Origin of the sequence: Paenibacillus sp. USHLN196 (assembly GCF_037144955.1) — a bacterium.
In the GTDB taxonomy this organism is placed as follows: Bacteria; Bacillota; Bacilli; order Paenibacillales; family Paenibacillaceae; genus Paenibacillus; species Paenibacillus xylanexedens_C.
The window spans coordinates 558,282-571,885 of record NZ_JBBCYH010000003.1 but is presented as its reverse complement, the minus strand read 5'-3'; the positions used below and the strand labels follow the sequence as shown (position 1 = coordinate 571,885).

9 protein-coding genes are annotated in these 13,604 nt (G+C 45.3%); 4 read left to right on the top strand and 5 right to left on the bottom strand.

Going from position 1 to position 13,604, the window contains the following annotated elements; genetic code table 11:
• Nucleotides 1-122: 122 nt before the first annotated feature.
• Nucleotides 123-995, top strand: coding sequence for a helix-turn-helix transcriptional regulator (locus tag WFI24_RS09275; protein ID WP_336760109.1), 873 nt, complete (start codon nt 123-125; stop codon nt 993-995).
• Nucleotides 996-1,074: 79 nt separating this feature from the next.
• Here the strand turns inward: WFI24_RS09275 and WFI24_RS09270 are convergent, their stop codons facing one another.
• From WFI24_RS09270 to WFI24_RS09260, 3 genes are all read right to left on the bottom strand, one after another.
• Nucleotides 1,075-3,120 (bottom strand): methyl-accepting chemotaxis protein, encoded by a 2,046-nt coding sequence (locus tag WFI24_RS09270; RefSeq protein ID WP_336760106.1) that lies wholly within the window; start codon nt 3,118-3,120, stop codon nt 1,075-1,077.
• A gap of 182 nt (nt 3,121-3,302) precedes the next feature.
• Complete coding sequence (locus WFI24_RS09265) at nt 3,303-4,829, bottom strand: response regulator (protein ID WP_336760104.1); 1,527 nt, start codon at nt 4,827-4,829, stop codon at nt 3,303-3,305.
• 16 nt (nt 4,830-4,845) lie between these two features.
• The gene (locus WFI24_RS09260) at nt 4,846-6,609 is read right to left on the bottom strand and encodes a sensor histidine kinase (protein ID WP_336760102.1); all 1,764 of its coding nucleotides are present in this window, start codon (nt 6,607-6,609) and stop codon (nt 4,846-4,848) included.
• 206 nt (nt 6,610-6,815) lie between these two features.
• Here WFI24_RS09260 and WFI24_RS09255 point away from each other — a divergent pair, with 206 nt between their 5' ends.
• The 3 genes from WFI24_RS09255 (at nt 6,816) to WFI24_RS09245 (ending at nt 9,905) form a co-directional block, all read left to right on the top strand.
• Nucleotides 6,816-8,126, top strand: coding sequence for an ABC transporter substrate-binding protein (locus WFI24_RS09255; protein WP_336760100.1), 1,311 nt, complete (start codon nt 6,816-6,818; stop codon nt 8,124-8,126).
• A 74-nt stretch (nt 8,127-8,200) separates the two neighbouring features.
• On the top strand, nt 8,201-9,073 hold the full coding sequence (locus tag WFI24_RS09250) for a carbohydrate ABC transporter permease (protein ID WP_145317392.1): 873 nt from the start codon (nt 8,201-8,203) through the stop codon (nt 9,071-9,073).
• Nucleotide 9,074: 1 nt separating this feature from the next.
• Entirely contained in the window at nt 9,075-9,905 is an 831-nt protein-coding gene (locus tag WFI24_RS09245) for a carbohydrate ABC transporter permease (protein ID WP_145317395.1), read from the top strand.
• A gap of 118 nt (nt 9,906-10,023) precedes the next feature.
• Here WFI24_RS09245 and WFI24_RS09240 read toward each other — a convergent pair whose 3' ends face one another.
• Nucleotides 10,024-10,728, bottom strand: a complete 705-nt coding sequence (locus WFI24_RS09240) for an SDR family oxidoreductase (protein WP_336760097.1) — start codon at nt 10,726-10,728, stop codon at nt 10,024-10,026.
• 222 nt (nt 10,729-10,950) lie between these two features.
• The gene (gene helD, locus WFI24_RS09235; protein WP_336760096.1) at nt 10,951-13,365 is read right to left on the bottom strand and encodes an RNA polymerase recycling motor HelD; all 2,415 of its coding nucleotides are present in this window, start codon (nt 13,363-13,365) and stop codon (nt 10,951-10,953) included.
• Between the last annotated feature and the right edge of the window lie 239 nt (nt 13,366-13,604).

Here is a 13,604-nt window from a genome sequence, read left to right as displayed (position 1 = left end):
TGAAATTGTACTGTCAGATACGCCATGACGACAATCAAGGTTGTTGTGGTTTTATTGCAAAACATTATGTATGTTGTCATTTCAGCACAGACTATCATTACAATTCTGAAGGGAAGACATAGATGAATACACACCACGAATCCGGCCAACGGTATCCAAATCGAGATTGCACCATTATTTATGTAGGAAAGCTGGCAGACAATCCCCATTGGAGTTTTCCGACGCATAAACATGACGATCTGCATGAGATTATTTACGTAACAGAAGGCAAAGGATTGTTCACCATTGACGGTACCAAACACTGGGCTGAAAAAGGGGATTTGCTCATTTATAACAAAGGTACTCTTCACGAGGAGAAGTCCAACCCTGAATTCCCGTTATCCACCTTCTATTGTGGCTTTCGTTTTACAGAAGGTACCCACTCTCTTGAGGATTGGGTCATCCCTCCCTATAACAAACCGATCATTCGAGCCAACCGATATTCCGATGAACTCCATTCGTTGATGCAGACTCTCTTCAATGAATTTTCAATCCGAGAACATGGATACGAGTCCATCTCTGGGCATGTGCTGAAAGCAATACTTCTGATCATCGATCGACAGTCCCGTCAACAACTTCCTAATGGGGAGAGCGTTGGGAGCAATACCCTTGCTGAGAGCATTAAGGACTATCTGGATACCCACTATCGGCAGAACATTAAACTTAAGGAATTGGCAGATCAATTTCATATTGATTTTTATTACTTAATTCATATGTACAAAAATCACTATGGCACCTCGCCTTATCACTACCTGATTCAACGAAGAATGGGTGAAGCCACCCGATTATTAGTCTCAACCAACAAAAAAATATGGGAAATAGCCAAACTGGTCGGGTACGATAACCCCAATTACTTTACGATTTTATTTACAAAAACTGTCGGTGAATCACCACGAAGTTTTCGAAAAAAGAATCAAAAGGATATGTTCGGAGATGATGCTTCACATTCATACTAATCTCACTAGCGCAAAAAGGCGCTCCATTGGGGGAGCGCCTGGTGCTTTACATATTTCTTTACACACATACTAACTTACTCTAAAGCTTAAACCGGCGAACGAGTTCTTGCATATTCTCAGCTGTCTTGGATAGTTGTGCAGATGAAGCGGATATCTCCTGCATCGCCGCCATTTGCTCTTGGGCTGCTGCTGAAGTCGTCTGGGCACTATCAGCCGACACTTTAGAGATATGACTCATCGCGGCAACCGTAGCCGAGACTTCTTCCGTACTCGCTGACAACTGTTCTGAGACAGCCGAAATATCCTGAATTTGATCCACGATATGCGTTGTATATTGTTCAATGTTCGATATGGTTGCAGAAGCTTCTTGGCTGATCCGCATTCCTTCGCCGACTTGATGACGAACGTTATCATTCATAAGGGACGTGGATTTTGCAATCAGATCGAGCATTTTGCCAATGGTAGCACCAATCTCGTCTGCACTTTGTTTGGATTGCATGGATAACGTGCGTACCTCACCAGCAACGACAGCAAAACCTTTTCCGTGTTCTCCTGCTCTGGATGCTTCAATAGAGGCGTTCAGTGACAGAAGATTGGTTTGCCGAGAGATATCCGCAATCGCTTCATTCATTCGATTGGCTTCAGCGGATAGACTAGACAGCTCGTTAATCAATGCGGAAGTTTCTTCAATGGCTCCGAGGATGTGTTCCATTTGTTCTCCGACCTGATTTATGGTTTTTCCACCGTTAGCAACAGCGCGCTCCGTCTCTTCAGCCGAATCCACAATCGCACTCGCAGATTCTGCAATTGTACTGATGCCTCTGGCCATCTCTTCTACCGCATTCGCGGTTTGTTCCGAATTCTCCGCCCCAACAATAGCTGATTCAGCAGTCTGTTGCATGGTTTCAGCCACATGTTGAACCGATTGCGTGGTTTGTTCTGTACTTTCCTGAATCATTTGGGAAGAGTGACTCAGCAACGATGATGTCTGATGAAGTTCAGCAACAACCGATTGAAGAGAAATGGTCATTTGGTCGAAATCATTTGCCAATATACCAAATTCGTTTTCGGTTTTAAGATTCACTCGTTCCGACAGATTCCCTTCTCTTACGCTGCGGGTTGCCTTTCGCAGTTTTTGCATAGGTACGATAAAGGATCTCAGAATAAAGAATATGATTACTGCCGCGATCAATACAGAAATAATAATTACCGTAAAGCTAGTGACCAGGATGGGTTTCGCTGCGGCGATAAAGTCTTCATGTCCCATCAAAGCAATGACATTCCAGCCTGTTAAAGCATTAACACCCGAATGCACTTCCAGATCATACGCCAGATCCGTTCTGACAAATTGGGAGAATGCCATCGGTTCATCGGAACTTGACGCCGTATTCGGATGGACCGGAATTCCGTCAATGAGTGCTCCGCCGAGTTCTCCACCTCCACCTTTTACAATTGCCCCCGACCAAGCCGCGATCGTTCGATTGGAGTCAACTACAATCAGACTTCCATTGCCTCCAACATCCACATAAGATATTTCATTTGCTAATCGCTCCAGATCAAGTTTAATACTCGCCACACCTTGATCATCTGTGAGAGCCTTGGAAATCTCTACATATATCTTTCCGGATACCGGATCTTTCATAATACTCGAAAAATAGAGTGATCCATTGTTACTTACACCATGGGTATACCATTCTGTGCTGCGAGGATCGAATGTTGCATCCTCTACTGCTGGAGAACTAATAACACTGCCCTGGTCATTACCCACGGTTATGGAAAGAATATCAGGATATGTATCAGCTAACTGGTCGATTCCTACTTGTATTGCTTCGTTGTTCGCCTGACTGGGAGAGGAGCCATACATGCTGTCTATGTAACTCAATAATTCTGCTTTTTCCCCCACCAGATTGTTAATGTGCTGCCCTGTCATCGTTAAAATGGTGTTGATGGGATCTGTCATTTTTTGTTGTACCTGATCTTTGGCACTATGATAAGAAAAATACCCAATAAGTGCAGTCGGGATAATAAGTACAGTCAGGAAAGCTGCAATCAGTCTGGTGCTCATTAAACGTAAAACGGTTCCTCCTTTCTTCAAAAATGAACTTTCTTTCTTTGCCTTTTTCAAATGAATCGCCCTCTCTTTATTCATTTTTGGTGGAATCAATCGGCAAGTAAACGCAAAAAAACCCATATATACACACACCCAAAGAGACTTTGAGCATGTATATACATAGGTATTGCCTGAACGAATTCAGTAACAAGCCGTATTTGTTTTGTATTATACCATATATAAAAAGGGGTTGTTAGCTATGATTGGGTCATAATACCAGGAAGCTGTTGTTTATATTCCGTAGGACTGAAACCCGTATATTCCTTGAACACCTTCGAGAAATAGTGCTGATCGCTGAACGACAACAAATCGGATACTTCCTTGAACTTCATGTCCGGTTGACTTTCCATCAGTCTGCAGGCCTCCTGAATGCGAAGTCGGGTGTAATACTGAACAAACGTTATTTGTGTGGCATTCTTGATCACTCTGCTGACATACGACGGGCTGACATGAAACTTTATTGCAATGTCATTAATCGATAATTGAGAGTATTTATTCAGTTTTACGTAATCGTCAATCTGCTCGAACAGAATCGCCTTGCTTTTTCGAACGTGGGATTGCAGCATATCGAAGCACTGCCCCGTCCATTCCGTCAGTTCCCGGCAAAAATCAGCGTAGGACTGTGCCTGAGTTAATTGTCTTGCCCGAAGCTCCAGACCCAATCTCATGCCCGAGCCTTGTTCCTCGTACAGATGTGCAAACGTGTCTACGACCAGTCCGATAAATCGCTCCACCTCGGTCATAAGTACATTGTCCTCCGCCCATCGGTCCAGCAGCTCAGACAGCTTGAGAGCAAACTGCTCTTTCCGCCGATCCTGTATCATCTGTACAAAAGTAGATTCCAGCACCGAATCCAGACAGCCCGTCTCGGATCTCGCCATCGACACCGGATTCCCGGTATCGAGCGCTAAGCCTTGTTTCAACCGTTGCTGCTCAGACACAATGGACGACATGCGGTGATATAGTTCTGGCAGATTACCAGACTCAGCGTAAAGTAATTGTCCTCCGATTATCGCATCATAGTGATGTGCAAGCAGATGCCGACGCAACGATTCAAGACATTCATGTACGGAAGAGTACAAGTCAAGTGCACTCTTGTTGACGAAAATGACATATTGATAAGAGGTTTGACTTGTGTACACACGACATGCATGGGATGTAAAAAAATCCTGTATGATAGCCTCAAGCTCCACCTGTACCCATCGTTCATGTGTTGCGGTGAAGGGTTGTTTGTTCATAATGATCATCATCTGGCTGAATAAAGGAGGAAAATCACCCCCTTGTTTCAGTGTAGTGTCATATTGGGGATGAATGAATTCTTGCAAATCCAGCAGATCCTTGGACATCTGTTGATCGAGTTGCTCAATTACCCGACCCATAACCTCCTCTAATGCTTCTCGCTCCACAGGTTTCAATAAATAGTCAAACACTTTCAGGTTCAACGCTTTTCTCGTATATTCAAAATCACTATAACCACTAATCAGAATGACCTTCAGATCCGGGTTGGCAAGCTTGGCTTGCTCAATCAGTGATAGGCCATCCATTTTCGGCATCCGAATATCTGTCAACAGCAGATTAATCGATTCCTGCTTGATCGCTGCCAAGGCCTCCTCTCCATTGGTTGCCGTAGCCGCTACGCGAACCGGCAAGTTGAGCGTTTCCAAGAGCATTTTAATATTACGTAATATCGGTTTGCTATCCTCAACGATCATAACGTTATACATCGTCTGTCCCTCCTTGCTAGTAAAAATCCTTTGTCAGTGAGCCGATGATTTGAATCGTTGCTCCATGTTCCTCTTCCGCATGATTATTAAATATATTAATAAAAAGCCGGTTGTTATACATGAGTTTGAGTCGATTGACACTGTTGAGAATTCCCATGTTACCCAGGGCTGTTGGTCGATTGGACGTTGAATTCATTCCCGATCCGGATGACTGGATATTGGCTAAAATCTCCTGGATCTTATCCGGTGGAAAGCCTTCTCCGTTATCCTTGATCTCCAGAGCCCATAATCCGTTATATTGCTTCACGGTAATCCGGATACGCCAAGGAGGTACAGTGTTGGCAAAGGCATGTTCAATGCAGTTTTCCACAAATGGCTGGATGACCAACCGTGGCAACTTAATTTCGCTCGCCAGCTCGTCCGCACAGATGTCCCACTCCAGATCCTCCTCGTACTTTTGCTGTACAAGCGACAGGTAATGTCTCGTATGTTGAAGCTCATCAGCCAAGGTCACATGAGCGTAGGGTGAAGAGACGATATAACGCAGACTGTCCGAGAGATGCTTGCACATATCCGATACGACTTTGGTCTTCCCCTCTTGTGCAGCAATACTGATCAGATACAGAACGTTATGAATAAAATGTGGAGCGATCTGGGCTTGCAGCGCTGAATTACGCGCCTTTACTTCTTCATGAAGTGCCGATTTTTCACGGTCAATGGATTGCTGCAGCCGCTCCATGAGATCCTGAAAGGCTTCGTTAAGCAATAACAGATCGTTGTTCTTTGGCGTTTCATCCACTTTCAGATTCATATTGCTGTAGTTCATACGCCAGATTTGACTGCGGAGCTTACGGATTGGAAGCAGCAGGTTACGCGTTGACAGGAAGATATACACAAAAGAAACCAGCATCAGCGCTGTAATGAGCAGGATGGACATGGTCTGAACCGAATGGATCGAGCCCAATACGGATTTTTTGGGTGTTATGATATACGTGATCCAACCTGTACTGGGTGATGTGGAATGCGTGATATAATTGTCGTCTTTGTCGACCACCAATCCCTCGTCTGATGCAGGCTTCGACCAATTGGCAAATGTCACCCCCGCTTCCGAACCTGTCATCTGCTCCCCCTGTTCATTCAGAATATAGACATCCCCAGCAGTAATGCCTTCCGTAAGATTCTGTATATAGGCCTGTTCCATCTGAATGCTAAGATAACCGTACACCTTGCCATTCTGATCATTGATCGTGCGCACAAAGGAGATGGTATCGACTTGTCGCAGCAAGACAAAACCGCTTTCCGTCCAATCCCGCCCGATCTGGCTACTCTCCATCATCGTGTTCAAAATCGCCGGAGGATTGCCTGAACCCAGATATGACGTAAGAAGAACACCTTGCCTGTCATAGATGGACATGTCCTTGATATTCATGCTGGGCCCGATCGCCTGAAACATGATGTCTTTGATGATCCTAATTTGCTTCAGTCTTTCATAGTTACTATGAGCTGAGGAGCTCTTGTCCATGGCTGCAAAAATATTCTTGCTGGACAATATTCGCTGTGACATCTGGTTCTGTTGTTCTACGTAGAGATCAACTTGCTCTCTTACCTTCGTAGCTGTAACGAGCGTATCCTGCTCTGTTTTCAGTTTGAGCGGGCGAATAACAATCACATTGACATACACGATAAAACAGCCCAGCACGAACAAAAGCAGGGCCAAAAACGTCAAAAGCACCTTCGTCTGCAAACTGAATTGAGTTGCCTTATGTATGAGCTTCGCCATTCTCAGAGTTACCCTCCTGTTCTGACATGATGTGAAATCCCTTAGATTTATGTCCTACTGTATCACGGTACTCCATGAAATGATAGCGATTTCAAGTTCAGGATTTTACACATCAACGTTCAAGCACAGACATGTACCGGGGCGATAAAAGAATCTATAATCGGATTTGTAAACGGATTCACCAAACGTTTAGAGGGGGATTTGCATTGAAGACAATAAAAAGAAAAAAGGCTGTATCCATTATTCTGGCTAGTCTATTATCGATCTCGTTAACCGCTTGCGGTTCAGGGGGTACGGATTCCGGCGCTGATGGCGGAGACAACAAGAGTGGTAAGGTCACACTGGAACTTGCGATCTCTAAAAGTTCTCAGGACTCTGCCTTCATTCAGCAAGACATTCTCGATGAATTCGAAAAACAAACGAATATTCGCGTTAATTTGCAGCTCATTCCGGCGGAGCAAACAACAACGGTATTGCAAACCAAACTGGCTGTAGATGAAACACCTGACATTATTCAATATAATCTGGCGAGCGCAGTCACGGACCTGAACCTTGAACGTAACTTCGAGATTCTCGATAACGAACCTTGGGCGAGCAGAATCGTGAACAAAGACGTCCTCTCTTCTGGTGGTCACCTCTACAGTTTCCATGTTAGCCAAGATACAGGCATGCAAGGGGTCGTTTATAACAAACAAATCTTTGAAGAGCTCGGATTGTCGCTTCCAACCAACTACGAAGAATTCTTGGCGATCTGTGAAAAAATCAAAGCGAGTGGTATTACACCAGTATTCATGCCATACAAAGATGCCTGGGCTGCCAACATCTGGCCTGCAGCGGCTTTTGCCGATTTTGTAGCTAAGAATGAACCGACGTTTTTTGATGACTTGAACAGCAATAAGAAAAAATGGTCCGATATACCGGAATTCAAAACATTCCTTGAACAACAGTATGAAGTGTACACCAAAGGTTATACCAACACGGATGTGCTTAGCGACAGCTATGACATGGCAGTAGGTAAATTCCTGAATAAGGAAGTAGCCATGATGTTTATGGGCGATTGGTTAATTGAAGGTGTTGCCGAGCAAGACCCAAGCATGGAACTGGGCGTATTCCCGATTCCATCGTCGGATAATGCCAGTCTGGGTGCAAGTCCACTGGGTGGGCAATTGTTCATTCCGAAGAAATCCAAACATTTGGAAGAAGCCAAACAGTTCCTGGACTACATCGCTTCCAAGGATGTCGCACAACAGATCGTGGACTCCAAAGGCTATGTATCCAATTTCAGTGACGTCACAACACCGGAATTGCCGGCCTATAAGCAGGACATTGTAGACAACTACATTACGCCGAAGAAAACCGTGCTGACAACGGATGCGTTCATGCTGGTTGATCGAAGTGAACTGTACCGATTGTTACAGGATCAATTTGCAGGCGGATTGTCACCGGAAGAAGTGTTGAAATCCTGGGATGAGAAGTTCAGTCAGCTGATGCAGGATAAAGGTGTAGCGGGTTTCTAAGAAATAGGAGTGAAATACAAGGCAGCATAACACGGATGATTGTTATGCTGCCTAGCTATAACGGAGTGTGAGACATGAAAAGGACTAAAAATTTGTATTCGTATTACATGATCTTTCCCGCACTGATTATCTACTCCATCTTTTTCGTCGTGCCTGCTCTTGCCGCTTTCTACTATTCATTCACGGATTGGCGGTTGGACCGACTGGAGTTGAAGTTCATCGGGTGGGATAATTTCAGGAAAATTTTCTCGGACAAAACGCTGATTCTGGCGTTGCAGAACACAGCAATATTCGCGATCGTCACTGTAGTAGGCAAAAACGTTATCGGTCTATTGCTGGCTGTAGGACTTAACATGCGATTAAGAACCAAGAACCTGCTGCGCGCTATCTTCTACTCCCCTTCCATACTCAGCATTCTTGTGATCAGCATTCTGTTCACTCCCATGTTGCGTACCGAAGGTACAATTAACAACCTATTGGAATCTGTGGGGCTACATTCGTTAAGCCAAGCTTGGCTGACCAACCCATCCATTGTCATCTGGACGATTGCTATCGTCTCAATCTGGCAGAGTGCCGGGTTCCAGATGGCTATCTATCTGGCGGGCCTGCAGTCCATTTCTCAAGAGTATTACGAGGCAGCCAAGATTGATGGCGCAAGCTCGTGGAGAAGTTTTTTCAAAATCACACTGCCGCTCTTGCTGCCAGCCATTAACATTAACCTGATGCTGACATTAATCGGTGGACTTAAAGTATTCTCCGAAGTATATGTCATGACCGGTGGTGGCCCAGGTAACGCTTCTCAGGTCGTGGGTACGATCATTCTACGATCTTTCGGTGAAGGTAACTGGGGACTCGGTACCGCGGTCAACACACTTCTGTTCGTCGTCGTTACCATTATCGCTATACCGCTATTGATCTTCATGCGGCGTAAGGAGGTTACGGAATAACATGGGCTATACACGCAAACTCGCCATTCGCAACTATATCGTGGAAGGTTTCCTGATTCTGGCCTCTCTTATCGTTCTGTTGCCGCTTGTCATTCTAATCTTTGGTTCATTCAAAACCAGCGCCGAGGTGCTCAGCTTCTCTCTGAGTTTGCCTGAAACATGGCAGTTCTCGAACTATGTTCGTGTCTTCCAGGAAGGCGGTCTGTCACGAGCATTCTTCAACAGCATCTTGATTACTGGCGTTTCGTCCATCATTAACATCGTTGCTTCTTCGGCAGCGGCATTCATTCTGGCACGTCGGGAAACCAAACTATCCGGCACCATCTACATGTATTTCTTCATGGGACTGATTGCGCCGATGTCGATTATTACGACCATTCGGGTTGTGCAGGGATTAGGATTCTACGGCAGCATCACAAGTGTCATCCTGATCTACGCCGCGTTAAATACAGCCTTCAGTGTATTCTTGTATAGTGGATTCATCAAAACCATTCCACGAGCGCTGGACGAAGTGGCATTTCTGGAAGGTGCAAGTGTGTTCGGCGTGTTCTTCCGCATCGTCACACCGCTCATCCTGCCCGTTAACGCAACGGTAGCGATCATGGTATTCATGTCCGTCTGGAATGACATCACGATTCCGGTGTACTTCCTGACAGATAGCTCCACCTGGACGATGCCACTATCGATCTACAATTTCTACGGCAAATATAGCCGGGACTGGAACCTGATCTTCGCCAATCTCGTGCTTACTTCGCTGCCTGTATTCATCCTGTATCTATTCGGGCAAAAATATATTGTCAGCGGCCTTACTGCTGGTGCAGTTAAAGGTTAAACCTCATATTCTCACCGTTCTTGAAGGAATGAAATTGGAGAATTCATGACGTACTCAACCCCCGCCATATCTGGTGGGGGTTGTTTTATTTATAGCGTGAAAAGGCATCTACACCTCTCTATTTTTGAAACAATTGCGGGTAAAGGGCAGCAACACCACCAGCAAGACCTTGTTGCACGTTCCGACTGGTATCATCAGCAATAATCTCGTAAAGATCCGCTTCGATTGAATCTATTGCAATTTTGGCAATATCCGTTGGGCTCGTTTTCGGTGCGTCGATACCTGCCGTCATATCCGTATCCATGAACGCTACGTGCAATCCGGCAACGCTAACGTTCTTAGGGGCTAATTCCAGACGTAATGCATTCGTAATTCCCCACTGAGCGGATTTTGCAGCTGAATATGCACCTGAGTTACCAAGGCTGAGCCAAGATAGAGCGGACAGGATATTCAGTATCGAACCGCCTCCATTCTTCTCCATTACCGGTGCAAACGCACGAATCATTGAAAGCGTACCGAATACATGTGTATTGAATTCCAAGTGAATATCGTTCAGCTCACCCGTGAGCAGAGAAGCACCCGTAGCGGAACCAGCATTATTAATTAGAAGGGTTACATCACTAGCTACCTCAGCTGCAGTCATGACAGATTGAGGATCAGTAATATCGAGTTGCAGTGGAATAGCCCCCGGCAGATCAATGGATTCAGGGTTTCGCGCGCCAGCATACACGTTGGCTCCCCTCGCCAGCAGTTCAAGAGCAAGTTCCTTGCCCAACCCTCGATTAGCCCCACTTACAATAGCAACTTGTTTAGAAATATTCATTTATTATTACTCCCTCTCATTGAGAATATATTCATTTTTGAGCTTTTATGAGAATGATCGTTCTCATAACTCCCAATAACAATCTATCACATCAGGAACGATCAGTAAAGAATAACTTTTATGATCCATGTCTTCATAAAAAGAAAGATGCCCGATAACCTTTGAAAAAAGGCTCCGAGCATCTTACTTTGTTCCTTCATTGAAATTGATTTTACTTATGGATTATGATCTTATGTCATACAGATTCGCAGATAACGCCTGCACAAACGGTGACCAGTCACTCGTTGTATATAGATGAAGTCGGTGCATGGCCCGTGTGCAGGCCGTATAGAGGAGCTTGCGGTCATATTCCTGGCTGTAAGCTTCTGGTGAAGCATCATAGACCAGGACAGCGTCGAACTCGACACCTTTGGCGAGGTACACAGGAATAACCATGATTCCTTTTTCAAAAATCTGTGTGTCCTTCGTTATGAGCTGCAGCCCTTCGCTTCCTTGACTACGTAACCATTCATGGGCGTCCCGGCTTTCAGCCGCGGTCTTCGTAATCACAGCGATGGAATCGAACCCCTCCGCCTTGAGTGTGGTAATATCTGCGAGAATCTGCGCACCACGTAGCTTATCATCCTCCAATCTTGTTAAAAGAGGCTTCTGATCTCCCCTTTCAAACGGTCTGATCTCTTCTCCCCCTGGCAGCATGCATTTGGTGAATTCAACAATCTCTCTGGTTGAACGATAACTGCGTACCAGCCGGATCAATGTAGTTTCGCCTTCTCCGTAAAGGTGAACTAGTGGCGAGTTGGATGCTGCCAAATCCGTAGCCTGCATAAAAATCGCCTGCCCGAAATCCCCCAGCACCGTCATGCGGGCACGAGGAAACAGTTTCTTCAGATATTCGTATTGAAACGCCGAATAATCCTGACCTTCATCAACAAAGACATAACGGATATCAGTGTTTGTCCGGACACCTTCGATCATCTCTTTTACATATAGAAAAGGAGTAGCATCCTCATGGAACAGCTTGTTCTGGAGGATCATTTTCTTAGTCTGTTTGCAAATCTCAGGCCAATGCTGCGGGGGGATTGCCCCATTCGTTTGTTCACGATAAGCAGCTTCATCTACAAATAGTTGTTCATATATGCCTTTCACATCCACGAACTGGAATTTCCGCACACTCTTTCTTAACGGTTTAAACATGTCTTTCACCAGTTTCTGACGAAGCAGTTCCTCTTCCCGCACTGCAAAGTTAAAGGCACCCTCATCTTGCTCTGCCTTGTTGTTCCCGTTCTCCCGCGCTGCATATTTTTCCGCCACATCGAAAACAGCCTTTTCTTTATGCAGCATGCCGAAAGCTTCCACATACTCATCCGTGTCCAGATAATTCAACTCTTCCTGAACCCAGTTTGCTTCCCGCTCCAGACGTTCCAGCGATACGAGTTCTCTCAGCAGCCATTCCTGCACAAGAAGAATACGGTTGGACAATGTAAGATTTTGATCCAAACTGTAGAATTGGGTCTTGATTCGGTCCGCAGAGATGAATTCGCGGTCCCGAAATTGAATCCCGTTGAATCGCATGCCCTCTCGTCCCAGCCACGTGCCGTAGTTTTGGAGTACTTGTAGAAATGTCTCGGAAGCCTTGTACTTGATCGCCTCCAGGCGAGCTTCATATCCCGGATCATTCTGAGCTGTCAGCACATATTCAATCTGATCAAAGGCATCCTCTGGTTGTACGGAGGAATCCAGCCAATATTTCAGATATTCCTGAAAAGTGGTCTGCTGCATGTTCTCTTCACCAAGTTCCGGGAGTACGGTGGAGATATAGCTGGTGAACATCGGATTCGGCGAGAAAAGTACAATCTGATCTGCTTTGACGGTCTGGCGGTGTTTGTATAGTAAGTAGGCCACTCGCTGTAACGCAGCGGACGTCTTGCCACTGCCCGCTGCCCCTTGAACGATAAGCATTCGGCTTCGGTCATCACGAATAATAGCATTCTGTTCCTTCTGAATGGTTGCTACAATGCTCTTCATTTGTGAGTCCGCACCCTTGGCGAGTACTTGCTGCAACAACTCGTCACCAATGGTTTCATTCGCGTCAAACATGCTATGAAGCTGCCCCTGTTGGATCTGGAATTGACGCTTGAGCTCCATCTTTCCCTCGATTCGTCCTGAAGGTGTGTCATAGCCTGCTGGCCCGGGAGAGTGATCATAGTACAGACTCGCAATTGGTGTTCTCCAGTCATAGATTAGAAAGTTCAGTCCATCCTCATCCATGAAAGATGATACCCCGATGTAGATCTGTTCAGTAATTGTCATGCCTTTTTCCTTATAGTCAAAACGACCAAAATACGGCGTTGGAAGCAATCTCTTGGTATTTTTCCATTGTTGTGTTAATAGCTTGTGCCCACGCTCCCTCTCGGCCAATACCCTCGACTGCTGATTGATGGTATAGAATGCATCTTCAAAATCCGTGTACGAACCCGTGTTAATCGTCACGTCTTCCCAGAACCGTTTACGAATTTCGGCAGCCTGTTCATGCAGTCCGGCAACCTGAGGCTCCAGCTCGTCGAGTCGTGCCTGAAGTTTTTTCCTCACCTGTACCAGTCTTTCCTCTTCCAACTTCCATTCGCTTGTTTTATCCATGAATAAGTCCACTCCCTTTTCCATTTATTAGGACCCCAAAAAAGAGCATTGACAAATCGGAATGTCGGATGTAAAATTAAATTAGGAGAAATAATGATTCACCCTTTACATTTAAATGAAATGTCAATTGCGCTATAGATTATATCATGGCTTTTTTTTGCGTTCAATCCTTTTTTCTCTTCTCTGTCTGAGTTGAACCATATTTTATATGGAGTAAGATGTCCCTTGAGCTACACTGG

Bases quoted from the DNA above. Each gene is read 5' to 3' on its own strand.
- WFI24_RS09275 (WP_336760109.1), top strand. From the start codon at position 123: ATGAATACACACCACGAATCCGGCCAACGGTATCCAAATCGAGATTGC.
- WFI24_RS09240 (WP_336760097.1), bottom strand. From the start codon at position 10,728: ATGAATATTTCTAAACAAGTTGCTATTGTAAGTGGGGCTAATCGAGGG.
- WFI24_RS09245 (WP_145317395.1), top strand. From the start codon at position 9,075: ATGGGCTATACACGCAAACTCGCCATTCGCAACTATATCGTGGAAGGT.
- helD (WP_336760096.1), bottom strand. From the start codon at position 13,365: ATGGATAAAACAAGCGAATGGAAGTTGGAAGAGGAAAGACTGGTACAG.
- WFI24_RS09265 (WP_336760104.1), bottom strand. From the start codon at position 4,829: ATGTATAACGTTATGATCGTTGAGGATAGCAAACCGATATTACGTAAT.
- WFI24_RS09250 (WP_145317392.1), top strand. From the start codon at position 8,201: ATGAAAAGGACTAAAAATTTGTATTCGTATTACATGATCTTTCCCGCA.
- WFI24_RS09260 (WP_336760102.1), bottom strand. From the start codon at position 6,609: ATGGCGAAGCTCATACATAAGGCAACTCAATTCAGTTTGCAGACGAAG.